Source organism: Affinirhizobium lemnae (assembly GCF_022968395.1).
GTDB classification, from domain to species: Bacteria; Pseudomonadota; Alphaproteobacteria; order Rhizobiales; family Rhizobiaceae; genus Neorhizobium; species Neorhizobium lemnae.
The window spans coordinates 1-24,672 of the sequence record NZ_JALJQZ010000033.1; the positions used below are offsets into that span (position 1 = coordinate 1).

Annotated in this window: 20 protein-coding genes, 1 tRNA gene and 4 pseudogenes; 10 read left to right on the top strand and 15 right to left on the bottom strand. The window is 56.6% G+C overall.

Annotated elements, in window-relative coordinates:
- Positions 1–203 precede the first annotated feature (203 nt).
- Entirely contained in the window at positions 204–458 is a 255-nt protein-coding gene (locus MUU53_RS17225; protein WP_247262007.1) for a hypothetical protein, read from the bottom strand.
- 107 nt (positions 459–565) lie between these two features.
- On the opposite strand from MUU53_RS17225, the pseudogene MUU53_RS23400 reads away from it, so the two are divergent.
- The 4 genes and pseudogenes from MUU53_RS23400 to MUU53_RS23405 all read left to right on the top strand — a co-directional run.
- Positions 566–676: pseudogene (locus MUU53_RS23400) on the top strand (Mu transposase domain-containing protein); the annotation flags it as partial.
- Between the two features lie 213 nt (positions 677–889).
- Positions 890–1,613: pseudogene (istB, locus tag MUU53_RS17235) on the top strand (IS21-like element helper ATPase IstB); the annotation flags it as partial.
- Positions 1,614–1,675: 62 nt separating this feature from the next.
- A protein-coding gene (locus MUU53_RS17240) for an IS3 family transposase (protein WP_247262009.1) occupies positions 1,676–2,865 on the top strand; the annotation gives its coding sequence in 2 pieces (ribosomal slippage) (positions 1,676–1,928 and positions 1,928–2,865; 1,191 coding nt in all).
- Positions 2,866–2,884: 19 nt separating this feature from the next.
- Positions 2,885–3,048 (top strand): annotated as a pseudogene (locus tag MUU53_RS23405) (AAA family ATPase); the annotation flags it as partial.
- A gap of 858 nt (positions 3,049–3,906) precedes the next feature.
- On the opposite strand, the gene MUU53_RS17250 reads toward MUU53_RS23405, so the two are convergent.
- The 3 genes from MUU53_RS17250 to MUU53_RS17260 all read right to left on the bottom strand — a co-directional run bounded on the left by MUU53_RS17250 (position 3,907) and on the right by MUU53_RS17260 (position 4,762).
- Positions 3,907–3,982, bottom strand: a tRNA-Lys gene (locus MUU53_RS17250).
- A 106-nt stretch (positions 3,983–4,088) separates the two neighbouring features.
- On the bottom strand, positions 4,089–4,349 hold the full coding sequence (locus MUU53_RS17255; protein WP_247262044.1) for a DUF2171 domain-containing protein: 261 nt from the start codon (positions 4,347–4,349) through the stop codon (positions 4,089–4,091).
- Between the two features lie 80 nt (positions 4,350–4,429).
- Positions 4,430–4,762: a hypothetical protein gene (locus MUU53_RS17260; RefSeq protein WP_281435174.1), complete on the bottom strand. Its 333-nt coding sequence runs from the start codon at positions 4,760–4,762 to the stop codon at positions 4,430–4,432.
- Positions 4,763–5,250: 488 nt separating this feature from the next.
- Here MUU53_RS17260 and MUU53_RS17265 point away from each other — a divergent pair, with 488 nt between their 5' ends.
- The gene (locus MUU53_RS17265) at positions 5,251–5,895 is read left to right on the top strand and encodes a GntR family transcriptional regulator (protein WP_247262010.1); all 645 of its coding nucleotides are present in this window, start codon (positions 5,251–5,253) and stop codon (positions 5,893–5,895) included.
- 60 nt (positions 5,896–5,955) lie between these two features.
- Here the strand turns inward: MUU53_RS17265 and sufA are convergent, their stop codons facing one another.
- From sufA to MUU53_RS17300, 7 genes are all read right to left on the bottom strand, one after another.
- The gene (gene sufA, locus MUU53_RS17270) at positions 5,956–6,348 is read right to left on the bottom strand and encodes a Fe-S cluster assembly scaffold SufA (RefSeq protein ID WP_247262011.1); all 393 of its coding nucleotides are present in this window, start codon (positions 6,346–6,348) and stop codon (positions 5,956–5,958) included.
- A 107-nt stretch (positions 6,349–6,455) separates the two neighbouring features.
- A complete protein-coding gene (locus MUU53_RS17275) occupies positions 6,456–6,836 on the bottom strand; it encodes an SUF system Fe-S cluster assembly protein (protein WP_247262012.1) in 381 nt (126 codons plus the stop codon).
- Between the two features lie 10 nt (positions 6,837–6,846).
- Complete coding sequence (locus tag MUU53_RS17280; protein WP_247262013.1) at positions 6,847–8,067, bottom strand: cysteine desulfurase; 1,221 nt, start codon at positions 8,065–8,067, stop codon at positions 6,847–6,849.
- Between the two features lie 92 nt (positions 8,068–8,159).
- Positions 8,160–9,434 (bottom strand): Fe-S cluster assembly protein SufD, encoded by a 1,275-nt coding sequence (gene sufD / locus MUU53_RS17285; RefSeq protein ID WP_247262014.1) that lies wholly within the window; start codon positions 9,432–9,434, stop codon positions 8,160–8,162.
- Positions 9,435–9,459: 25 nt separating this feature from the next.
- Positions 9,460–10,215, bottom strand: coding sequence for a Fe-S cluster assembly ATPase SufC (sufC, locus tag MUU53_RS17290; protein ID WP_247262015.1), 756 nt, complete (start codon positions 10,213–10,215; stop codon positions 9,460–9,462).
- A 67-nt stretch (positions 10,216–10,282) separates the two neighbouring features.
- Entirely contained in the window at positions 10,283–11,752 is a 1,470-nt protein-coding gene (sufB, locus tag MUU53_RS17295) for a Fe-S cluster assembly protein SufB (protein WP_165135767.1), read from the bottom strand.
- Between the two features lie 144 nt (positions 11,753–11,896).
- The gene (locus MUU53_RS17300) at positions 11,897–13,063 is read right to left on the bottom strand and encodes a cysteine desulfurase family protein (RefSeq protein ID WP_247262016.1); all 1,167 of its coding nucleotides are present in this window, start codon (positions 13,061–13,063) and stop codon (positions 11,897–11,899) included.
- Positions 13,064–13,277: 214 nt separating this feature from the next.
- On the opposite strand from MUU53_RS17300, the gene MUU53_RS17305 reads away from it, so the two are divergent.
- Positions 13,278–13,955 carry an alpha/beta hydrolase gene (locus MUU53_RS17305; RefSeq protein WP_137133887.1) on the top strand — a complete coding sequence of 226 codons (678 nt, stop codon included), beginning with the start codon at positions 13,278–13,280 and terminating at the stop codon, positions 13,953–13,955.
- Between the two features lie 67 nt (positions 13,956–14,022).
- On the opposite strand, the gene MUU53_RS17310 is transcribed toward MUU53_RS17305, so the two are convergent.
- A complete protein-coding gene (locus tag MUU53_RS17310) occupies positions 14,023–15,201 on the bottom strand; it encodes a GGDEF domain-containing protein (RefSeq protein WP_247262017.1) in 1,179 nt (392 codons plus the stop codon).
- A 205-nt stretch (positions 15,202–15,406) separates the two neighbouring features.
- On the opposite strand from MUU53_RS17310, the gene tyrS reads away from it, so the two are divergent.
- A complete protein-coding gene (tyrS, locus tag MUU53_RS17315) occupies positions 15,407–16,660 on the top strand; it encodes a tyrosine--tRNA ligase (RefSeq protein WP_247262018.1) in 1,254 nt (417 codons plus the stop codon).
- A 49-nt stretch (positions 16,661–16,709) separates the two neighbouring features.
- Here the strand turns inward: tyrS and MUU53_RS17320 are convergent, their stop codons facing one another.
- The 3 genes and pseudogenes from MUU53_RS17320 to MUU53_RS17335 form a co-directional block, all read right to left on the bottom strand.
- Positions 16,710–17,492 (bottom strand): hypothetical protein, encoded by a 783-nt coding sequence (locus tag MUU53_RS17320; RefSeq protein ID WP_247262019.1) that lies wholly within the window; start codon positions 17,490–17,492, stop codon positions 16,710–16,712.
- Between the two features lies 1 nt (position 17,493).
- A pseudogene (locus MUU53_RS23250) lies at positions 17,494–18,393 on the bottom strand (ABC transporter ATP-binding protein).
- A 10-nt stretch (positions 18,394–18,403) separates the two neighbouring features.
- Positions 18,404–21,820, bottom strand: coding sequence for a DUF3971 domain-containing protein (locus tag MUU53_RS17335; protein ID WP_247262020.1), 3,417 nt, complete (start codon positions 21,818–21,820; stop codon positions 18,404–18,406).
- 113 nt (positions 21,821–21,933) lie between these two features.
- Between MUU53_RS17335 and bcp the strand changes: the two genes are divergently transcribed.
- The 3 genes from bcp to MUU53_RS17350 all read left to right on the top strand — a co-directional run bounded on the left by bcp (position 21,934) and on the right by MUU53_RS17350 (position 24,625).
- Positions 21,934–22,401 carry a thioredoxin-dependent thiol peroxidase gene (bcp, locus tag MUU53_RS17340; RefSeq protein WP_247262021.1) on the top strand — a complete coding sequence of 156 codons (468 nt, stop codon included), beginning with the start codon at positions 21,934–21,936 and terminating at the stop codon, positions 22,399–22,401.
- A gap of 14 nt (positions 22,402–22,415) precedes the next feature.
- Positions 22,416–23,258, top strand: coding sequence for a ferritin-like domain-containing protein (locus MUU53_RS17345; protein ID WP_247262022.1), 843 nt, complete (start codon positions 22,416–22,418; stop codon positions 23,256–23,258).
- Between the two features lie 83 nt (positions 23,259–23,341).
- Complete coding sequence (locus MUU53_RS17350) at positions 23,342–24,625, top strand: M23 family metallopeptidase (protein WP_247262023.1); 1,284 nt, start codon at positions 23,342–23,344, stop codon at positions 24,623–24,625.
- Positions 24,626–24,672 lie beyond the last annotated feature (47 nt).

A 24,672-nucleotide genomic window follows, 5' to 3' on the forward strand; every position in this document is an offset into this window, starting at 1 on the left:
CCAGCAATGATCTTGAATCACAAAAACCAAATCAATGGAACCCCGCCGCGATTCCGAGTAGCGCTGACAGACTCTAGAATGCTTACCAACGACCTTTGACTGCGATGAGAACAGTGTCTCCGCAGTGAACGCCGGTTTAAGCTTTCTCAAACCCGGTCCAGCCAGTACCTGCATGCGGAGAGCTGTACCGGTAGGAACGTGGGTTAGAGTTTCCGAGCCAAAGCCTTGATAGCAGACAGCGTTTGCGTCACCTCCAAAACCTCGCAGTCCTCCGCCGAAAAATCCCCTGTCAGTACCGGAGCAATCCTCCCCAATAGTGCCGTTTGAATCTTCCCCCAGGTGCTGCGGCCGCCGGTCTTCCGGGGCACGCCCCGGAAGACCGGCGGCGCGTCATCGCCGATACTCCTTCCGATGGTCGGGAGGGGGATTTTGGTGATCAAGCTGAGGGAGACGATCATGATCCTGGATCCTGCGCTTCGTCAATGAAGCCCTCGCCGAGGAGCGGCCGCACCTGCGACCGTTGCCGCTGGCACCGTTCAGATCCGTTCTGAAGCTGGAGCGCCGCGTGTCGCGGGAGGGCACGGTCAGCGTCGGTGGCAATACCTACAGCGTTCCGGATGCCACGCGAAGCCGAGTGGTTGAGGTCCACTCTCTCGCAGACGAGGTCCGCATCTTCGAGAACGGCACGCTGATCGCAGCTCATCCCGTCCTGGAGGGCCGTAAACACCGCCGGGTTCATTCGGATCATCGGCGACCCATTCAGCCGCAACATTGGCCGGGGAGACGGCAGGAATCTCATGTCGTCAAACCCCGCCGGCGATACCGTGCTGCAGCGATCGCTTGCCTTCTATGATGCCGTCGGCAAGGTCCTGGCACAGGAGAACCGACCATGAGCGCCACCCTCGACCCCATTCCGTCGATGATCGACCGTATCCGTCATGATCTCGTTGGTCTGAAGATGCCGCGCGCACTGGACGCTCTCGACCATGTCGTGCGCCGCCTCGAGCATGGTGCGCTGTCGGCCTTGGAGGCCATCGACATCCTCCTGTCGGAGGAACTCAGCCTGCGCGAGAACAGGCGCATCAAGACGGCCCTGCGCATGGGCAGACTTGCAACCATCAAGACGCACGCTGGCTTCGACTTTACCTTCCAGCCCTCGCTGGATCGGGATCGCATTTTTACCCTGGCCCAGCTCGGCTTCGTCGACCGTCACGAATCGGTTCATTTCCTCGGCCCACCGGGAACGGGAAAAAGCCATTTTGCCACGACGCTCGGCGTCGAAGCCGTGAAGGCCGGAAAGAGCGTGTATTTCACGACGCTCGCCGATCTGATCGGTTCGCTTGCCCGTTCAGAACGGGAAGGCAGACTGCAGGAGCGCATTCGCTTCTTCTGCAGGCCGATCCTGCTCATCGTCGATGAGATCGGCTATTTGCCGGTCGTCTAGGGCGGAGGCAATCTGTTCTTCCAGCTCGTTAACGCCCGCTATGAACACAGCGCAATGATCCTGACGTCAAACCGCGGTTTTGCACAGGGGCTATGTCTTTGGCGACCCTGTCGTCGCAACCGCGCTGCTCGACAGACTGCTGCATCATGCCGTCGTCGTGCAGATCGAATGACCTGCCCCTGAGAATTTCCTCCAGAATGGATTAGAGTCCGGCCCATTGAGGACGGACGAATGAAGAAGCAGAGATTTACGGAAGAGCAGATTATTGCAGTGCTGAAGGAGCAAGAAGCGGGGGCGAAAGCCGCTGACCTGTGGCGCAAGCACGGGATTTCGGAGGCGACATTTTACAACTGGAAAGCCAAATACGGTGGGATGGAAGTCTCGGAGGCGAAGCGTCTGAAGGCGCTCGAAGAAGAGAATGCCAAACTGAAGAAGCTGCTGGCCGAGCAGATGCTGGATGTGGCTGCACTTCGCGAGCTTCTTTCAAAAAAATGGTAGGGCCTGCCGCCGAGCGTGACGCCGTCGCGCATCTGAAGTCCGTCATGGGCCTTTCGGAACGGCGGGCCTGCCAGATCATATCCGCTGACCGAAAGACGATCCGCTATCGGTCCTGCCGTCCGCCGGAAGTCGAACTGCGGTCGCGGCTGCGCGATCTCGCCAACGAGCGACGACGCTTCGGATATCGGCGACTGTTCATCCTGCTTCGGCGGGAGGGAGAGCCGTCCGGTGTCAACCGCATCTACCGGCTTTATCGCGATGAAGGCCTTTCGGTCCGCAAGCGAAAGGCCCGACGACGTGCCGTCGGCACACGCACTCCGATCCTGGTCGAGGCGAAGGCCAATGCCCGCTGGTCACTGGATTTCGTCCACGACCAGTTCGCCTGTGGCAGGCGCTTCCGCGTGCTCAATGTCGTGGACGACGTCACACGCGAATGCCTCGCCGCAATCCCGGACACGTCGATCTCCGGCCGTCGTGTTGCTCGCGAACTGACGATGCTGATCGAACGACGCGGTAAGCCCGGCATGATCGTCTCCGATCACGGCACGGAGTTTACCTCAAACGCGATCCTGGCCTGGTCGAAAGATCACAAGGTCGAGTGGCACTACATTGCGCCCGGAAAACCGATGCAGAATGGTTACGTCGAATCCTTCAATGGTCGCATGCGTGACGAACTCTTGAACGAAAGCCTGTTCTTTGGCCTCGATCATGCCCGCAGCGCCATCGACGAATGGGCCAACGACTACAATCATTTCCGGCCGCACTCATCGATCGGATATCAGACCCCGGCAGACTATGCCGGGCTCATCGCCGCAACCGGCTCCAACGCTGCGCAAGTTGAAGGCTACGCGTTTCCGCCGGTTGTTCAAACCGCGCCATTTGGCGTAACCAAAACCACCGAGGCTCTAATCGCCGCCGGATGAAAATACAGTGGCAGGTCACAAAGGATCCAGCTACCGGTTGAGGCAGCATGCAGAACTCATGCCAGAGCAAGTTCGCTCCAAAGCCCTAATCGCCCCCCCCCCCCCAGCATTCCCCCACCACAAAAGCCGCGCGGGCGGCCGCCGAAAAATCCTCAATTCGCCATGTCGTCCACGTCGGCATAAATGGCGAATTTTACTTCGGCACTTCTGGGGAAAAGTGAACAGCCATCTGTTACAAGCGCTTGAACAGGTCCGCTGGGTTTCGTTCCAAGTCCAATATGTACTCCGCCGGTCAAATAAGTTCAATCGGGAGCAGTGAGTCCAACTCTCGTTTCGTATGATCTGCTGAAAAGCTTCGACGGTTTCCATATCAGCCTATTGCCTCAGCAGCGCCCGCGTCAGGTCGCATGCTCAAAAAGGTAACGCAAGCGATATGAGCTGCTACGCGCGCCGGTAGAAAATGACACGATCGATGGATAGCATTACTCCATCGTATTGTCGGTCTGATCTGCGCAATTGCCAGTAACCGGCACTAGATGAGGTTCCTGTGGAGTGGGACCGACACCCTTGAAGGGTATCATTTCAGACCCATCTCTACAAGTGCACTCACCTGACTACAACCCTCGCGATTATGAAAAATTGCCAAGACCATGGAAGGACAGTCCGGCGGAATATCGCATGATCTGGACTGTAGCTCAAATATGCAAGGAAGCGGTTTGGTTGCGAGAGGAATGCGCTTGATGAAACATATGATTATCTTTGTAGTCCTTGCAGGATGCTCGACAACAACTGATTCGATAATGCCATTTCCTGCGAGCCTCACCTATGGGGGACGGTCACCGGTGGTAAATGCGCCCGTTGGCAGTTCGTTTGGTTATGACGTACGGGATGAATTTGGTGACCGATATCAAGAGCTTTATGAAGTTAAAGCCGACCACACCGTTAGACTGGTAACACGCTTCAAATATTCCCGATCATTCTGAAATCTCGAAACATCAGCAAAACCAGCGATTAATATCTGGGTGGAAATGTTTGGAAATGTGGTGAGAGCACAGGGATTCGAACCCTGGACCTACTGATTAAAAGTCAGTTGCTCTACCGGCTGAGCTATGCTCTCTCACCAACAGCGCTTGGCGCTTTGAAAGTGGGCGGAACATATGCAGATGGCCCTCTGCGGTCAACCCGCAAAGGGCAAAAAATCAGATTGTGGACAACAATCTTTCTCAATGAATGCCTTTGCCATCAGGCTCTTCTTCGAAGCTGACTGCCTCCGCGCCATTTGCCGAGAGACGCACGCAATTGTCTTCGACATCAGCCACCAAATCAAGGGCAATAAAGTGGTGGTGCCCTTCGTGGCGGCCTTCCCCGCTATCACGTTTCGTAAGCTTGATTCTGCCACCTTCGACACGATCAACGGTCCCGACGTGCACTCCGTCGGCTCCAATCACTTCTGCATGCTCGCGGATACGGCTTGGTTCGATCATTGCTGGATCTCCTTTGCTGCTGCCTGCTTCAAACGCATTCATGCAGCAAAGGATCCCTTCAGAGCGGTTGGGAGCCGCCCTTATTCATGAATGGTATAGGAGCCAAGCTCGCAGAGGTTCTGCGTATCTTCTGTGGTATCAAGGTCAGAATCTTCAGTGAACTCGAAGCGCATGTCGTACTTGCATACGGTTCGCCCGTCACGGATCGTAATTTTAACGCTCTCACCAGGTTGAAGAACATCGTTGCCAAAAACATCTTCTTCCCAATCGTTAACACCAACAGGTGAAGTATAAAATCGTTCAAGCGTGGAACGTGTATTATTCGTCAGCATGAACACGAGATCTTCCGCCTTTGCGGAAGAAGCCAGAGCCGCAAAAGCGGCAGAAAACGCAACAACGTGTCGCAATTTCATCGGAATATCCCCTAATTCACCTCGTTATCGAGGCGATTCAGCATTAGCTCATTAGTTTAATTTTAACAATGTTCATTTCGGAACATTACTAACGGATAGAATTACAGCTTTTTAACTGTACAAGCCTGCTGACTCGTGTCATATAAGATTTGACTGGAAAAGCGTTAAAATCCTTAATATGAAAAAGGCAAACGCACAGGGGACATGACATATTGGCTGGTGGTGTTTCCCTCTGGCGTGATTGATTTGGGCAAACTATCACTCTTCTGATAATCGGCAGCCGGCCACCGTATAAAGCCACCCATCGTCTATAAGAACAATGTTCACATTCTCGACCTGGATCGATTGGGTTATTCCTCGCAATACATGCAGCCTTCACAATGTCAGTCTAAGCTGTCCAGCATGAGTAAGTCGGCCGAAGATGGAATCTGCATGATATATCAAGGATCGCATTGAGCCCAAATTTTAACCTGGTATATCAACGAAAAATGGATGAAGCCGACGCCTCTCCCGTAGCACAGGAAACCTATAGTCGCCAAGCCTACCGTGCGCTTGAGCACCTGATTGTCACGCTGAAACTCAAACCGGGCACGCTGGTGACAGAGAAGCAGTTGATTGATCTCTCCGGTCATGGACGCACGCCTGTTCGCGAAGCGATTCAGAAACTGGAATGGCAAGGTCTGCTCGCGGTCCGCGCCCGTATCGGACTGCAGATTTCCGAAATCAATACTTCCGATTATCGGGACATTCTTGGTGTTCGCCGTCGGTTGGAGCCTATGGCGGCAGAATTGGTAGCAACACATGCAAACGAGGAACAGCGTCGCCGCATGGTTAACTGCGCGCGAGACATGGGCGCTGCGGCCGCAACGGCAGATGTGAATGAGTTCCTGTCTGCCGATAAGCGCTTTGACGAGATTGTTGAAGAGGCCTGTCCTAACAAGTTTCTTGTCGGCTCTCTGGCGCCACTTCAAACGCACGCCCGCAGGCTGTGGTTCTCCACGGCAACGACCTCATCAATGGATCGGTCGGTCACACTTCATGTCAGCATCATTCGTGCAATACAGCAGCGAAACGGCGCTGAAGCAGCGATAGCGACAGAGCAACTGCTTGATTACATGAGTGAGAGCATCTGATACGCCAACGAGAAACCCCGCAACGTGCGCGGGGGCTGATTTGCACTATTGCCGTTTCAATCAGGCAGACGGGCTTTCCGTTGCGCGCTGCTTGGCAAGTGCCGCCAAATCGGCGGGCTTCAGCTCGACTGATTCACCGCACCCACAGGCCGAGGTCTGATTCGGATTCGTGAAGATGAAACCGGAGCGCATCTGTGTCGTTTCAAAATCCATCTGTGTACCAAGAAGGTAAAGCACAGCGGAAGGTTCGATCCAGACCTTTGCCCCGGCATGTTCGATCAGGTCATCCTTTGGGTTCGGCTCGGTCACCAGATCAACGGTATATTCCATACCGGCGCAGCCGCCCTTCTTGATCCCGACGCGAATGCCTTTGGCATCGGGACCGGACTTTTCGACGATTGCTTTGACGCGACCTGCGGCAGCGTCTGTCATGCTCATTACTGCAAAGCCCATGGGCCTGATCTCCTTCACGCATCCGGATTCAAGGTCCGGAGGTTTCGGTCTGAATGTAGTGGCTTGAAGCTTAAGGATCAATGATTCCGAAGGATCGGCGGAACAAGTTAATACCAGCCGACGGCAACCTGCGCCTCTTCCGACATGCGCTCAGGCGTCCACGGCGGATCGAACGTCATTTCGACTTCAACGCCGGAAACGCCTTCAACCGCGCCAACGGCGTTTTCAACCCAGCCCGGCATCTCACCCGCGACCGGGCAGCCAGGTGCCGTCAGGGTCATCACGATCTTGACCATGCGGTCGTCTTCAATATCGATCTTGTAAATGAGGCCAAGTTCGAATATGTCCGCCGGGATTTCCGGATCATAGACGGTCTTAAGCGCCGCAATGATGTCATCGGACAGGCGGGCCACTTCTTCAGGCGGAATGGCGGACTGGATGATGCCATCGCGGGCATCCCACTTCGGTATGGTTTCTTCGGTCGACATCATTTCGTCCCTAAGCAAAGAAATTTCGCGCATAGTCCAGCGCATCGGCCAGCGCATCGACTTCGGCGCGTGTGTTGTACATCGCGAATGATGCACGGCAAGTGGAAGTTACGCCAAAGCGTTTCAAGAGTGGCATGGCGCAATGTGTCCCAGCGCGAACGGCAACACCCTTCCGGTCGATGACCATCGAAACATCATGAGCGTGGATGCCCGCGAGCTCGAACGAGAAAATGGCACCCTTGCCGGGTGCATTTCCGATAATGCGAAGCGAGTTGATGGACCGCAAGCGTTCATTGGCATAGGCGGTCAATTCAGCTTCGTGCGCAGCGATCGCTTCTCTGCCAACCTTCTCGATATAGTCGAGCGCATGACCCAACCCGATCGCCTGAACAATAGGCGGCGTTCCAGCTTCGAAACGGTGCGGCGGATCGTTGTAGGTCACGAAATCTTCCGCGACATCGATGATCATCTCACCACCCCCCTGGAAGGGGCGCATCACGTGCAAACGCTCTGGCTTGCCGTAGAGAACACCGATGCCGGATGGACCATAGAGCTTGTGACCGGTCATCACGTACCAGTCGCAATCGATGTCCTTCACGTCGACCGGCATATGCACGGCACCCTGGCTGCCATCGACGAGAACACGGATGCCGCGTTCCTTGGCGATACGGCAAACATCCTTTACCGGAACCACGGTTCCCAGAGCATTCGACATCTGGGTGATCGCAATCAGACGTGTGCGATCAGTCAGGCACTTCTCAAATTCTTCAAGATGAAAAGCGCCGTCTTCATCGACGGGTACCCACACCAGTTTCACGCCCTGACGCTCGCGCAGGAAATGCCACGGCACGATATTGGAGTGGTGCTCGAGGATCGTCAGAACGATTTCATCGCCTTCCTTCAGGTGTGGCATCGCCCAGCCATAGGCAACCGTGTTTATGGCCTCGGTCGAATTCTTGGTGAACACCACATTGTCCACAGATCCGGCATTCAGGAAATTACAAACCTTCTGCCGCGCTGCCTCGTAGGCTTCGGTTGCAGCATTGGACAGGTAATGAAGCCCGCGGTGCACATTTGCATACTCGGAAGAATAAGCATGGCTGATCGCGTCGATCACGGACTGCGGTTTCTGCGCAGAAGCCCCGTTGTCGAGGTAGACAAGTGGCTTGCCGTGAACGGACGTGGAAAGAATAGGGAAGTCGCGACGGATCGCTTCGACATCATAGGTCATGGGCAGCTATCTCACCGGCGGCCCAATCGGCCGCACCATCATCTGCGTCGCCTGCAGGCAAGGGACCGCGCCCCTGCCTGCGGTAAAGTCAATCAGGCATGCTTTTCCAGCCAATTGGAAATGATCGCCTCAAGCGCTTCGACAAGCGCCTCGTCTTCCAGCTCTTCCACGATCTCAGCCACGAACGCATTGACCAGCATGGCGCGTGCCTTGTTGTGGGGAATACCGCGAGCCATCAGATAGTACAGATGGTTGTCGTCGATATCGGCAACCGTAGCACCATGGCCGCACTGTACATCGTCAGCAAAGATCTCGAGTTCCGGTTTCGCGGCAAACTCGGCATCATCGGACATAAGAAGCGTGTTGCAGGCCATGCGCGCATCGGTCTTTTGCGCATCGAGCGCGACCTTGATCATGCCCTGGAAAACGCCGCGCGCGCGGTCGAACACCACGTTGCGGAAAATTTCCGTCGACGTCGTGTTCGGCACGTTGTGCCCCAGCACCAGCGTCACGTCCGTATGGGTATCACCACCCAGAAGGTTCACACCCCGCAGTTGGAGATCGGCACCCTCACCCGCGACATCAATGCGCAGTTCCTGGCGCACCAGCTTGCCACCAGCATTGATGACGAACAGGCGAAGCTTGGCGTTGTTGCCAACGCGCACGCGCACCTGTGCCAGATGCGTATCGTCCGCGCCCTGCTCCTGCACGACAATCCAGGTCACCTCGGCACCATCCTCCAGCGAGATATCGCTGACGGAGGAAACAAACGCCTGGCCATCGGTGGTCTGGATATGCCGCTCGATTACAGTTGCCTTCGAGCCGGCGCCAAAGCTGACCGGGAACCGGGTATGGGCCTGTCCGGCGCCATGCAGCGCCTGAATCTCGATCGGCTGGCCAATCTCGGCCCCTGCCGGGAACTCCAGGACATAACCATCGCGAACAAAGCTTCCATTGATCTTACCGATCGTATCATCCTTGTCGATGACAGAAAGACCCGGTGCAGCAGTCCCTTCCCGGAGCATATCCGCGTAGGAACCGACCACGATGCCATCAACCGAAACGTTTCCATCCGCTTCGCCCTGACGGGTCTTGATCAGCGCCGCAGCATCGACAAGCGGGGCCGGGTTGCGCACGGAGCTCGCCGGGCCGCTGGCGGGAATAGAGCGCAGTAGGGTCTTGAGATCCGTGTAGTGCCAGGCCTCGACACGACGTGTGGGAAGCCCGTTGGTCTTGAGATCATCGACAAGGCGGTCTCGCGCGCTGATGACAGCTCCATTACCCGGCAATTCGCCGATCTGGGCATTATAGCTATCCAGAAGCGCAGTTTCCGCCGCCGTCTGGCGGTTTTGTGCCTGCATATTCATGCCAAATTTCCTTCCGCGGGAGAGCTCAGGCGGCCTGGCCGATGATATCGGCATAGCCATTGGCTTCCAGTTCCAGCGCCAGTTGCTTGTCGCCTGTCCGGATGATCTGGCCCTTGTAGAGAACGTGCACCGTATCCGGCACGATGTAATCCAGCAGGCGCTGATAGTGCGTGATCACGATCACGGCGCGGTCGGGAGACTTCAGAGCATTCACGCCGTCAGCAACGATCTTCAGAGCGTCAATGTCGAGACCGGAATCCGTCTCATCCAGAACGCACAGCTTCGGCTCCAGAAGAGCCATCTGCAGGATTTCGGCGCGCTTCTTTTCGCCACCGGAGAAACCGACGTTTAGAGGACGCTTCAGCATGTCCGGGTTGATCTTCAACTCGGCAGCTGCTTCCTTGACCTTGCGGATGAAATCAGGCGTCGAAAGCTCGGCGTCGCCACGCGCCTTGCGCTGCTCGTTCATGGCAACCTTCAGGAACTGCATTGTCGCAACGCCGGGAATTTCAACCGGATATTGGAACGCCAGGAAGATGCCCTTGGCAGCGCGCTCGGCCGGATCGAGTTCCAGAATGTTTTCGCCGTTGTAGAGGATCTCGCCTTCGGTCACTTCGTAGTCTTCACGGCCAGACAGAATATAAGAGAGAGTCGACTTGCCCGAGCCATTTGGGCCCATGATGGCGGCAACTTCGCCAGCCTTGACCGTGAGGTTCAAGCCGCGAATTATCTCGGTACCGTCTTCGGCGATACGTGCGTGCAGATTGCGAATTTCAAGCATAGTTTGATCCTTTCGGACGAATAGAAAAGGCGTCAGGCGCCATCAAATGATGCGATTGTTTCGATCGTCAGCCGACCGAACCCTCAAGCGAAATACCGATCAGCTTCTGCGCCTCGACCGCGAATTCCATCGGCAGCTCCTGAATGACTTCCTTGACGAAGCCGTTCACGATGAGAGCGATAGCCGCCTCTTCCGGAATACCGCGCTGCAGGCAGTAGAACAGCTGGTCTTCCGAGATCTTGGACGTCGTCGCTTCGTGCTCGAACTGAGCCGACGAATTCTTTGCCTCGATGTAAGGCACGGTGTGTGCGCCGCAACGGTCGCCGATCAGCAACGAGTCGCACTGCGTAAAATTGCGTGCATTCGTTGCCTTGCGGTGCGCCGAAACCTGTCCGCGATAGGTGTTCTGCGAAACGCCGGCGGCAATGCCCTTGGAGATGATGCGGCTCGACGTGTTCTTGCCGAGATGGATCATCTTGGTGCCGCTGTCGATCTGCTGATGGCCGTTCGAAACGGCGATCGAGTAGAACTCGCCACGGCTGTCGTCACCACGCAGAATGCAGCTTGGATATTTCCACGTAATCGCAGAGCCGGTTTCGACCTGTGTCCATGAAATCTTTGAGCGGTGGCCACGGCAATCGCCACGCTTCGTCACGAAGTTGTAGATACCACCCTTGCCCTGCGCATCGCCCGGGTACCAGTTCTGCACCGTCGAATACTTGATCTCGGCATCGTCGAGAGCTACAAGTTCCACGACGGCTGCGTGAAGCTGGTTTTCATCGCGCTGCGGTGCCGTGCAGCCCTCAAGATAGGACACGTAAGCGCCTTCTTCAGCGATAATCAGCGTCCGTTCGAACTGTCCGGTGTTCTTCTCGTTGATGCGGAAATAAGTCGACAGCTCCATTGGGCATCGAACGCCCTTCGGCACGAACACGAAAGAGCCATCCGTGAAGACGGCGGAATTCAGCGTCGCATAGTAGTTGTCAGACGTCGGAACGACAGAGCCGAGGTACTTCTTCACGAGATCCGGATGTTCGCGAACAGCTTCCGAAATCGACATGAAGATGACGCCGGCTTTGGCGAGTTCCTTCTTGAAGGTCGTCACGACCGAGACGGAGTCGAAGACCGCGTCCACGGCAACGCGCGGCTTGTCCACGCCAGCAAGAATTTCCTGCTCCTTCAGCGGAATACCCAGCTTCTCGTAAACCTTGAGAAGTTCGGGATCGACCTCATCCAGTGACTTCGGGCCGGGCGTGTTCTTCGGTGCCGCGTAATAGTAGAGATCGTTGAAGTCGATTTTCGGGTAGTCGACGCGCGCCCAGGTCGGCTCCTCCATCGTCAACCAGCGGCGATAGGCATCGAGGCGCCATTCCAGCATCCATTCCGGCTCATCCTTCTTGGCCGAAATGAAGCGGATAATTTCCTCCGATAGACCTTTTGGGGCCTTGTCGACTTCGATTACGGTCTCGAAACCGTATTTGTACTGGTCAACATCGATCTGGCGGACCTGATCGATCGTTTCCTGCACGGCAGCCATACTCATTCTCCAATCTCGCCGGAATCAAGGGTCCGGCAGGTTGTCATCTGTTGGCGGGGATCAGCCCCTTATGTAAGCGCCAGAAGGAAGTTTTAACACCTTTTGGCAAGCTAATTTTTTGCGTTTCCGCAACTCCTGGACCGATCACGCGGCCCGTTCAGGCATCTTTCGGCGCGCAGCTATTCGCTGGAAGGCAATTAGCGCACGCTCAATTGTATTGTCATCTGTCGTCGCTCCGAGAGAAATACGAAGCGCCCCCGTGGCCGGATCCTGCCCCATTGCCATCAGGACCTGGCTTTGTCCGACCCTACCAGAGGAACAGGCCGATCCAGCAGACAACGCCACCCCTTCAAGATCGAAGGCAATCTGACCGGTTTCTGACTTCAGACCGGGCAGCGTGAAGAACGTCGTGTTGCATACGCGCTCGGAGCCTTCACCATGAATAATCACATCCGGAGCAACAGCGTGCATACCCGCTTCAAGCCTTTGGCGAAGTTGCAGCAGGCGCTCACGCGTGAGGTCCAGATCACGATTAACGGCCTCAGCGGCAGCACCAAAGCCCACTATCCCGGGGAAATTTTCGGTACCGGACCTATGACCCTTCTCCTGGCCGCCACCGCGAACCAGTACCGATGGCATCATCACCTCACCCCGCATGACAAGCGCGCCGACGCCCTTTGGGCCACCGATTTTGTGGGAGGAAAGGATCAGGAAATCGGCATCCAGCTCAGTGATGTCGACCGCAATGCGTCCAACGGCCTGGACGGCATCCACGACAAGCAATCCACCCACAGCGCGCACAAGCTTTGCCGCCTCTGCGACGGGCTGGATGACGCCGGTCTCATTATTAACGAGCATGACCGCCACCATCGGCAGGCCGGCACTACTATCGTGACGTTCCAGCAAGACCTTAAGCGCATCGAGATCCACGAGCCCGGTCGGCAAGACAGGGATCTCGCTCACCTGCACACGCCCGAACCTGCCGCCCTCCCGGATGGCCGGATGCTCGATTGCCGAAACATAAAGATGTCCGATAGTGAGCGGCGAGCGTCCCATCTTAAACGAGGGCGTCAAAACCCAGTTTGCCGCTTCAGTCGCGCCACTGGTAAAGATGACATGCTGTGGATCAGCACTGACGAGAGCCGCCACATGCCGACGCGCCTTGTCGATTGCTGCTCGCGCCGCACGCCCTTCTGCATGCACGGAAGATGCATTGCCCGGCAACTCCAGCGCACCTAGCATGGCTTCACGAGCAGCACCGCTCAAGGGCGCAGTCGCGTTCCAATCCAGATATACGCGGTCAAAAGCCATGGTCCGATCCGATTTAAAGTCTACTTCACGCTCAGCGACGCATTTTTCTTGAAATTTTCGCTGTGCATGCCTTATGAGACGACCAACTGGGCGGCACATCTTGCGCAGCCCAACTTTCGAATGGTTCTAAACTGTTTCTAGAAAAGATGACCGGCTTCGTCAAGTCAAGGCATCAATGAAACATTGGAAACATGAAAAGCTGACCGGAGTACCGATGCCTGAAGTCATTTTCAATGGCCCTGCCGGCCGCCTTGAAGGTCGTTATCAGCCTTCCAAGGAAAAGAGCGCCCCGATCGCCATCATCCTGCATCCGCATCCGCAATTCGGTGGGACGATGAACAACCAGATCGTCTATCAGCTCTTCTATATGTTCCAGAAGCGCGGCTTTACGACACTGCGATTCAACTTCCGCGGCATTGGCAGAAGTCAGGGCGAGTTCGACCATGGTGCGGGCGAATTGTCGGATGCGGCGTCCGCGCTTGACTGGGTGCAGAGCCTGCATCCGGATTCCAAGAGCTGCTGGGTCGCGGGCTACTCTTTCGGCGCCTGGATCGGCATGCAGCTTCTGATGCGTCGTCCGGAAATTGAAGGATTCATGTCGATTGCGCCGCAGCCGAACATTTATGACTTCTCGTTCCTGGCCCCCTGCCCCTCCTCCGGTCTCATCATCAACGGTGATTCCGACAAGGTCGCGCCTGAAAAGGATGTGAACGGGCTGGTCGAAAAGCTGAAGACCCAGAAGGGCATTCTCATCACGCACCGCACTGTTGAAGGGGCAAACCACTTCTTCAACAACAAGGTCGAATCGCTGATGGGCGAGTGCGAGGATTACCTCGATCGCCGCCTGAATGGCGAGCTGGTTCCTGAACCTGCGGCGAAGCGGATTCGCTGATCTGGTTTAAACGTCAGAGTTTTCGAAAGGCTCCGCGAGGAGCCTTTCTTTTTGTGCCGAAGGCTGATCACCCGACCGCAGACACGACAGCCAAAGGTTCCAGCCTGTGCTTCACGCAGTTTCGGCCAGCCGCCTTGGCATCGTAAAGCGCGTTGTCTGCAAGACGCATGGCTCGGGCAAACTGTGTCGTTTCACTAAAGGTCGATACTCCAAAGCTCGCCGTGATGCTGAGCGTATCAGGCATGCCGCCGCCTTTGTGCACGGCAACCGCAGCGCGGATCGCATGAGCAAGAAGCATTGCAGCGTCAAGCTGCACGCGAGGTAACAAAATTCCGAACTCCTCGCCCCCCAACCGACCGACGACCGCCAAGTCTGAGACGCTCTCGGCCAGAAGTTGCCCTACGGCACGTATCACTGCATCCCCGGCGTAGTGACCGTAGGTATCGTTCACACGCTTGAAATGATCGATGTCGCAGAAGATCACCGAGTGCGGTCCGATCGGACTACGCCGGAGTGCTTGCTCGGCATGCTTTTCAAAGCCACGCCGGTTTAGAAGCCTGCTGAGAGGATCGATTTCGGAATTGCTTCGCTCGTAAGCCATGATCTGTAGCACCAGTACGGCGAGCAAGGAGAGGCCCGTCATCACCATCAGCACTGCGGTCAAGCTCTGGGATAGAACGGCATAATTGGAAAATAGATAATCACTGGGGATGTCTCCAGCACCGACTACGGCCGCGAGGTAAGCCTTGAGAAAGAAGTTGGCTCCAGTCAGACTGAAGACGAACATCATCCAACGATCGGCAGGAGCGCGATGAGACGAAAATGCGATCGCGGCGGCACTGAGCAGACAGGAGATCGCAAACGGCGTCTGGTAGGGAATTGAATGCGAAAGCGTGCTGCGTGGCTGGTCATAGATCACGGTCACGATCGTCGTGCAGACCAAAAAGAAAATCGTCAGGGGGACGGGGCGCGTTGTCACCTGATACAGGCTCCCGACACCCACGCGGATCAGAAGCAACCCAGCCAGAACCGCGGCGAAAGCGACCGTCACCCCTAGCCTGACGAACGGTGTATAGGCGATGACGAGTTCGGCAGGCACAGATAGCGACGCAACCGCGAAACCAAGCCCGATCCAGCGCGCAGCAGCGCGCGACCTACTCCGCTGAGAAACAGCGAAGAAGACAGCCGCAAAGGACATCGCGAGCACGAAGTTGACGATCAGATATAAATTAGCGCCGTTTAACACACCCAATGGCCTTCAATGCCCGAACTTATTAGGCCCTCAAAACATAGCAGCAAGAGCATAATCAACCCTTACCAACCGCATGGGAGCTTGTGCTCTACTCAGGACATACCAATGACTTTCCTGTCACTTTTGGAGTGATTCTCCCCGCAAACAGTGATAGAGGCCCGACCGAACAATTCCAACACCATCCTGTCAGAGTCGTATCATGTCCAGGTTCAAGTCCGATTTTCTCCGCACGCTCGATGAGCGGGGCTTCATCCATCAGGTTTCAGATGAAACCGGCCTCGATGAATTGCTGACTAGGGAAAGCGTGACGGCCTACATCGGCTATGATCCGACGGCATCCAGCCTCCATGTCGGCCACCTGACCCAGATCATGATGCTGCACTGGTTTCAGCAAACTGGACACCGGCCGATTTCGCTGATGGGTGGCGGAACAGGCATGGTCGGCGACCCTTCGTTCAAGGAAGAAGCCCGCAAACTGATGACCGTGGAAATGATTGAGGAAAACATTGCCTCGATCAAGACCGCCTTCTCAAAGTACCTCGATTACGGGCGCCCGCAGAACGCAGCGCTGATGATCAACAATGCGGAGTGGCTGCGCGCACTGAACTATCTCGAATTCCTGCGTGATGTCGGCCGCCATTTCTCCGTCAACCGCATGCTCTCCTTCGATAGCGTGAAGACACGCCTGGATCGCGAACAATCGCTGTCCTTCCTGGAATTCAACTACATGATCCTCCAGGCCTATGATTTCGTCGAACTGGCGAAGCGCTACGAATGCCGCCTGCAGATGGGTGGCTCCGACCAGTGGGGCAACATCGTCAATGGCATCGATCTTGGTCACCGCATGGGCACCAAGCAGCTCTATGCCTTGACCTCGCCGCTCCTCACCACCTCTTCCGGCGCAAAGATGGGCAAGTCTGCCTCCGGTGCCGTCTGGTTGAATGCCGATCTGATGCCAGTCTATGATTTCTGGCAGTACTGGCGCAACACGGAGGATGCGGATGTCGGCCGCTTCCTGAAGCTCTTTACGACGCTTCCGATGGACGAAATCGCCCGTCTGGCAGCTCTCGGCGGATCGGAGATCAACGAGGCCAAGAAGATTCTCGCGACAGAAGTCACGGCCATCCTGCACGGTCGTGCAGCAGCAGAGCAGGCCGCCGAAACCGCAAGAAAGACCTTCGAAGAAGGCGCTCTGGCCGATACGCTTCCGTCGATCGACATTGCCAAGCCAGATCTCGAAGCCGGCATAGGCTTGCTGAACCTGATTGTTCGCGCAGGCCTCGCTGCATCCAACGGCGAAGCCCGCAGACATGTTCAGGGTGGTGCGGTGAAGATCAACGACGTCGCGGTGACCGATGAGCGCATGAGTATCGGAACCGGCGAGATTTCGGCAGAAGGCGTAATCAAGCTCTCACTTGGCAAGAAGAAGCACATTCTCGTCCGCCCGGCCTGACCTGCACAATCCCCAGAATTTCGAGGGCTGGCGCGAAAATCGCCAGCCCTTATTCTGTTGCTAGCTCCTGTCGGTTGAAAAGCACAAGGCCGAGCACGCCGAGCACGATCGTCCACGCCAATAGCGCTGCCAGAGGAGTGATCGCCCCGGATGACGCCGAACTGGTGACAAGCATGCGCAAATCATTGGCGGCGATTGACGGCAACCACCAGAGGTCCTGTCCTGCGCCAAGATAGGCCTGCACCAGCACGCTACCCAATGTCAGCAGAAATGCGATTAAAACGGCGGCCATGGATGATCGAAATAGGACTGTCAGGAGCGCAGTCACACTCACCAAAGCCAAGAGTTCCAGAACGGCGACTGAAAAAAGTAAAAACAGCTGTTCGAGACCTGCCAAAGGCGTCAATACAGTTCCATCGACTGCCATAACGAGCATCGTGACGACCAGATCGCTGACAGTAACCAGCAGCAGGCTGAGAATCAGGCAGCAGCATGCAGCCAGAAATTTTGCCAGCCACAGCTGGCTTCGGCTGCGTCGAGGCACAAAGTGACGCCAGGTGGAGAAACGATAATCCACAACGAAAATGGATGCGACTCCCAAGGCAAAGAACAGGTGCGCCAGCGTGTTTCCCGATAGGCCGAACGATCGGCCTGCCACCGCAACAAGATCAACCGAACTGCCGAGATTGGATTGGCCGACACGCCTGAATACGACAACCTGCATCAAGATCTTGATGAGGGTGGCGAAGGCTGGAACGATAAAAACCGCAGCCATGAATAAGCTGCGCTGCGCCACAAATTTCTTCAGTTCTGCTCCAACAAGACGAACCATATCAAACACCAGCCGCTTTTGTGTGACGCGTTTCCGCCAGAAAGAAGCTTTCCAAGTTGGGTCTGATCCACTTCACCTCGTGTAGCTCCATTCCCTGAAGAACGAGCGCCTTGACGAGTTCCGGCACTTGCTCCCTAGGAACGCGGACTCCCAATCCATTCCCCTCCTTCCAAGCCAGATCGCCGAGTTTCGCCAGCACGGGATCTAAGGGGTGAACATCAAGCCACAAATATTCGCCACCTCCGAGCAGATCGGAGACCTTGCCCTCTGCCGCCAGACGCCCGTGGCTGAGAATGGCAACCCTATCCGCCACTTTTTCCACCTCATCAAGAAGATGGCTGGACAAGAGCACGGCAACCCCTTCGTCCTGGGCCAGATGCCGGATGAGGTCGCGCATCTCTATCATTCCATCTGGATCGAGCCCGTTGGTGGGCTCGTCGAGAATGACTACCCTTGGTTTCGCAATGAGGGCTGATGCAATACCGAGGCGCTGGCGCATGCCCAGCGAGAAGCCACCGATCCTCTGATCTTAAGCACCGACCAGATCCACCCTCTTCAACACTGATTCAATATCCGCCCGCACTCCCGAAGTGTCCGTGAGCAGGAACAGAAATTGCCGCGCCGTCATAAATGGATAGAAGGTCGGGGAATCGATCAACGCACCGAGCTTCTTTCGAGTATGCGGATTGGCGGCTTCACCGAAGAGCCTGATCCCTCCCTTATCCGGCAGAATGAGCCCGCAAATCATACGCAACAGCGTGCTCTTGCCGGCCCCATTGAGTCCCAGCAGGCCATAGACGCCTGCATCCGGCACTTCAAAACTCACCGAATCCAGAGCCTGAAGCCGTCGAGCGCCCCAGCCAAAACCCTTGGAGAGCTGGGATAACGATATTGCGCTCATCAAGATTCCTCTACTGAAACTCGAAAATCTGGCGGAACACGCCCGGCGCAATAAGAGAGAGCGGATTGACGGTGAGCTGCGGCTTGTCGATCGAACCGGTCACCTTGAATGTAATCCCCAGCAGGCCGCGATCTCGACCATTGCCAAGAATAGTGCCGATCACGGGAAGTTCTGCGAAGAGACGGTTCAGCCCGTAGGCGGGCATGAACGTGCCCGTCATATCGAGATTGCCGACAGCGTCGCGGATCATGCCCTGGAACGTTGCGCCAATCTGCTCGCCGCGCACAATGCCGTTTTCTGCCGAGAGCGTCCCGTCCCGATAGACGATACGGGCAAAGGCCCGTTGGAACTTTGCGGAGCTGACGTCGATATCGCGTTTGACTGCCGAATTCAGGCTGCGTCCATCCTGACCCGGGGTGGAGACGATGGATTGCAGCCGGTTTTCTTCGACCAGGGCGAAGCTGCGGATATCGATGTTCCCGCTCCAGTTCGAACCGCTTTCATTGTTCAAACGCACGTTGAGCAGCCCGCCGCGCATATGGCCGTAGAGGTTGGCAAACCGCGCCAGCGATCCTGCGTCGCCACTGGTCAGCGTCAACACGCTTCCCTGCCCGCTGCCAGCAGTCTGGGCCACGACGGCCTGTCGGCTCTCAGTGACACCGGAAAAAGCAATGGACTGCAGATCGCCGCCACTGACCGCAATATCGCCTGTCGTATTGAACAGAACCTCATCATTGAAACCAATGATTTTGTCGAGCTTCAGACGTACCCGCGTCGCATCGCTCGCCTTGGCGGCTGCACCAGATCGAGGCTCCGACCCGCCCTGACCTTTCAGTTTCGAGAGAACAGGCCGGATGTCGGCGGCATCACCCGATGCGGAAACCTCAAGCCCGCCTTTTCCACGGCGAATGGAAATCGCAAAACTGTCTGCGGGCGAAAGCTTGACCCTGGAAAATTCCGCGCTGGAGAGAGCACCGTTTTTCAGACTGAGGTCACCGGCAACGCCGAAGCCATCTCCGGAAATCGCAAGATTGCGGACGTTGATATTTCCGTCCTTCGAGGCAACCTCAAGCGAGGCCTTGGCTGGAATTCCACTGCCCTTGGTCCAGCCCAGCCACGGCACTGAGAGCTTCGCCCTGGACAGATCCAGAGTGACCCCCTGTCGATCTGAATCAATGCGTGACAGTTCCAGTTCCACAGGACCGCTGACGATATCACCAAGCCCCGGCAATAGCTTGTCGCGCTGGTCGTTGTTGAGTGTAGCATTCACCGTCAGCTCGCGCTGGATCTTGGACTGTCCGTTGAACGGCTCAACCATCGAGATTTCGGCCGGAACGCCATCGATCTCCGCCTTGGCTTCCAGCCGCGCAGCGTCAGAATCCACCTGCAAATCACCATTGATGGCAGAGACGCTTCGATCGGCAATCTTCTTGGATATCTTCACATCCTGAAGTGCAATCTTGCCCTTGAACTGTGGCGGCGGCGGATGTTGATCGTTGACCAGCCCGAAACGTGCACTGACTGAAGCAACCGCCTTGCCCGAAAAATCCGCAGGCGCAAATTCGGTATTTTTCAATCCGTTGATCGGCTTGAAGGAGGCAACTTCCGCGATCGCGTCCGCATTCCCGGCGATCTGAAGGTCGAGCTCCGCCATGAGCGGTTTCGCATAGGTGGATTGTATCCTGAACGAACCGCCCTGAATATCGACTGACCGGTCGGATCCGAAGTAGGAGGCGGCCTGCCGTACATCAAACTTCAAACGCTCACCTACGAGGTCAAAATGTCCGGCTACGTTTCGAACCGGGGGAAGCTCGCCGGGAAGATTCAGCCGGTTGTCTGCGATATCGAAGGCCATTCGCAATTCGTTGGCGGCAAGTTCCAATGGTACGTTGGGCCCCTTCATCCGGCCTGCCGGGATGAAGACGGCTATGGAACCGTTGGTTACGGTGCCTCCGAACATATTGGCCACCACCCAGTCGCGGGCCTTGTGGGCCATCCAGAACGGCCATAGCTGCTTGACGCCCACCACATCCATGCGCGGAAGCTGCGCGCCAAAACTGATCTCTGGCGATTGCGCTCCGAGAAAGCGCATTTGCAGCGAACCTGCCATCTGCCCGAGAGGACTGGAGACCTGCATATCGTTGAATTCGAGGCGTCGCTCAGCCGTCAGGAACCGGCCGGCTGCCCGAAGATCGAAGAGAACCGGCGCTTCACCGCCCACCGCACCTTGCGCGCGGCCGCCACTCACCAGCAGATCCAGACCGAAGCCCGGACGGGTGTCTTGCGCATTCAACCGGTTCAGATCGACAATCGCGCCGGTGAGCGGAACCACTGTTGGGCCAAACCGCATTTCGGAGGGCAAGATCTCGATCGAGTTGCGTGCGAAATTATAGGCAACCCGGACTTCGGCTCCTGTCAGATCCTGCGGTACGCCATCGAAGTAGATCTTGCCGGGAGCATGGTGGATATCGGCTCGAATGGAAGGTTTCGTTTCCGCCGTATCGCGCGATGCGTTCAGCGTGATGTTGATCGACCCCTCCAGACCTTCACGCGGCAGGCCGCCTTCCATGCGTTGCAGGAGGAAGGGCGTCAGGTCCAACCCGGAGATCTGGGCCATCAGCGCCTTGGTGACGCCGTTCTGCGCAGTCGCATTCACCTGCAGATCCGCGCGCCGTCCATCCAGATGCATCAGACCTTTGAGCTGCACCTGCCCCTGGTCATCCAGCGTCAATGTCAGGTCATCGATCAGGAGCGTCGATACGCGACCCTCACGGTCCGGCGGAAACTGAATGTTGATGCCCGATATATTGACCGAGCCGGTTCGAGTCCTCTCGATCAACCCTCGCGCCTCATCAAGACGCTGGAACGCCTGCTCCATGGTCGCGGGCCACCGGTCCACACGCGCCTTCGACAGATCCATGGGATCGCCAGCCGGTAGCAAGCCTGTATCCAGGTTGATCTTTTCGGCTTCAAGATGCCGGATGGATACGCGGCCACTGACCAGCGCCAGCGGATCTATGGTGAGGCGAATGGCACCCGTATTCGTCAAATGGGCCTTCGTCGCCACCTCGATAATGTCCACCTCGCGTGCTTCGAGTGCGAGGCGGAAATCCGAATCGAAACGGATGACGGTAGAGCCTACGGTCGCCTGATAGCGAGGACCAATCGCTGCATTGAGAGACGCCTGCGCGCGCGCATTCAAAGCGCTGTCGATGAAGCCACCTTCGATTGCGAAAAAGCCGCTGCCGATTGCCGCAACCAAGAGAAGAACGAAAATCACGCAGAGCCGAAAGATCCCTCGCCAGCGCGATACCGGCGGCGGGCAATGCACGATCATTGGATCATGCGCCTGCGCCGAAGGAAGATCATGTAACGGAATCAGATCCTTACGGCGGAAGCTGACTTTTTCACCTCGAATTTCCGCCATGTCTCTCCGCGCAGTGAAGGCTCATCAGAATCATGTGATCTGGACCAGACGCGCGCCAGTATATACCGATTGCGGCAAGATTGCTGTGCTCGTTCTCCAAAGAAAGGAATATCATGTCTGAACTTCAACCCGGCAACCCCGCACCGGATTTCAGCCTGCCGCGCGATGGCGGCGGTACGGTCTCGCTTTCCAGCCTGAAGGGCAAGCCCGTTGTCGTGTATTTCTATCCCAAGGACGACACCAGCGGCTGCACGACGGAAGCACTTGATTTCACTGCGCTGATTCCAGATTTCGAAAAGGCTGGTGCAACCATTATCGGCATCTCCCCGGACTCCGTCACCAAGCACGACAAGTTTATCAAGAAGCACGGCCTGGGCATCATCCTTGCAGCGGATGAGGAGCAGGTGGCCGCCAGTGCCTATGGCGTCTGGAAAGAAAAAAGCATGTACGGCAAGACCTATATGGGAATTGAGCGCTCCACCTTCCTTGTTGACGCTGACGGGAATATCGCCCGCATCTGGCCCAAGGTAAAAGTCGCAGGCCATGCACAGGAAGTGCTTGAAGCAGTGAATGCCTTGTGACAGAGGTCGGAGCCATGACAAAGGCTCCGGATCTCGAACTTCCTTCTGTTAGTACGCTGCGCGGCGGCGCAATTGCCGCCGTCTCCTCGGACGACCTCGACATCAAGACACGCCTCGCGCAGCAGGTGGCGAGCCGCTGGTTCGAGCGAAAACTGTCGCTGCGCTCACCACTTGATCCGCCGGTTCCGGACAGGCCGGGAAGACCTGAAAGGCCGGAGCTCGTGCCGCCGAAAGCGGTGGAAAAGCGTTCGCTGCATACGATGAACGGTCGGATTGCAACGCTTCACGCCATCGCGCATATCGAACTCAATGCGGTGGATCTGGCGCTAGATATCGTTGCCCGCTACGTGACTGAGCCCGTTCCGCACTCGTTTTTCGATGGCTGGATGCAGGTTGCATTCGAAGAAGCAAAGCACTTCAACATGGTTCGCGACCGCCTGCGTCAACTGGGTGCTGACTATGGCGACATGCCAGCCCATGACGGCTTGTGGAAAGCCGCCCACTCCACGCGCAACGACCTGACCGCCCGCCTTGCAGTCGTACCGCTCATTCTGGAGGCGCGAGGTCTGGATGTGACACCTTCGCTCCAGGCCAAGATGCGGGAAACGGGCGACCACGAAACGGCGGATATTCTCGACGTCATCTACAATGACGAGAAGGGTCATGTCGCGATTGGCGCGAAATGGTTCCGCTTTCTCTGTGCCCGCGAACGCAAGGATCCGGCCGAAACCTTCAAACGTCTGGTGCGGGAAAATTTCCGCGGACCTCTGAAACCGCCGTTCAATGATCTGGCCAGGGCAGAGGCTGGCCTGACCCCATCGTTCTACCGCTCTCTCAGCCCCATAAGTTCCGCGTAAGCGTGAATAGTTAACTACCCGTTAACCCTAACAGGATGTAATCGCGACAGTTAGGGGCGAGCGATTCACGGCAGGAGAACGACGTGGCGAAGGGTGACGGACACCGCATCTTTGGCAAGCAGCCGACCGAACACGTTCTTATTCTGGCCTCCGGCGATCGCGTCCGGCATATGACAATCCGCCCCTGGATGACGGCATGCTGCATTGCTGTCGCAGCCCTGCTTACCACCGCCTATCTTGGCGCCACGACCTATCTGGTACTGCGCGATGACCTGATTGGCGCGGCCATGGCGCGTCAGGCACGCATCCAATATGATTACGAAGATCGCATATCAGCGCTACGTGCGCAGCTTGATCGCATTACCTCCCGTCAGCTCCTCGACCAGCAAGTTGTCGAACAGAAGGTAGAGCAACTACTCGAGCAACAAAATGCGCTGTTTTCCCGGCACGGAAAACTCGGCGGTCTGCTTCAGCGCGCGGAGGAATCAGGCATTGCTGTGCCTGACGCACCAGCTTCCGCACTCCAGCCAGAACTGAAGGAAAAGCAAACGAGCGTGACGGGCGGCCTGAAGGCAATCGATCGCCTTCTGGCACAGGATGGGAAGGCAGTTTCCGGAGCAAAGCCTGTTGGTGCGGCTCTTCAGTCGGGCAGCATTGCGGATCGTGCAGATCGCGTATTTTCCAAAGTCACGTTATCGCTGAAAAACATCGAGCAGGAACAGCTTCGCCGGATACGCGGCCTCGCAGACGATGCCTATCGCACTGCAGATGCCATGGCGACAATCATGCGCCGGACTGGCGTGGATGTGCCTGATGCGGCCTCCGGCAAGCAGGCTGGCATGGGCGGCCCCTTCGTCGAACCCATCGGAATCAACCGTTTCGAGACGTCGCTGACCGATCTGGATACCGCCCTCAATCGTCTGGATGCGGTGCGGGAGGCGGCGCAGAAACTTCCGTTCGGCAATCCGGCGCCCGGCCGAGAAATTACGAGCGGATTTGGCAATCGTATCGATCCGTTCCTCGGAAGACTGGCCTTGCACGCCGGTGTCGATTTTCAGGCAGACACGGGTGCAAGCGTGAAGTCAACCGGGGCTGGCGTAGTCGTTGCTGCTGGCATGAGCGGTGGATATGGAAACATGGTCGAGATCGATCACGGCCAGGGTATCACAACACGCTATGGCCACATGTCCAGCATCCTCGTTTCCGTGGGCGATAAGGTCGAGGCAGGTTCAGTGATCGGACGGGCGGGTAGTACTGGTCGTTCCACGGGTCCTCACGTTCACTATGAGGTTCGCCGTAATGGCGATGCAGTGGACCCGATGCGTTTTCTCAATGCGGGTCTCAAGCTCACCACCTACATGAACTGAGCTTGGATTTTGTCAAAAGCGCTCAAAAACACTTGTTAATTTACCAT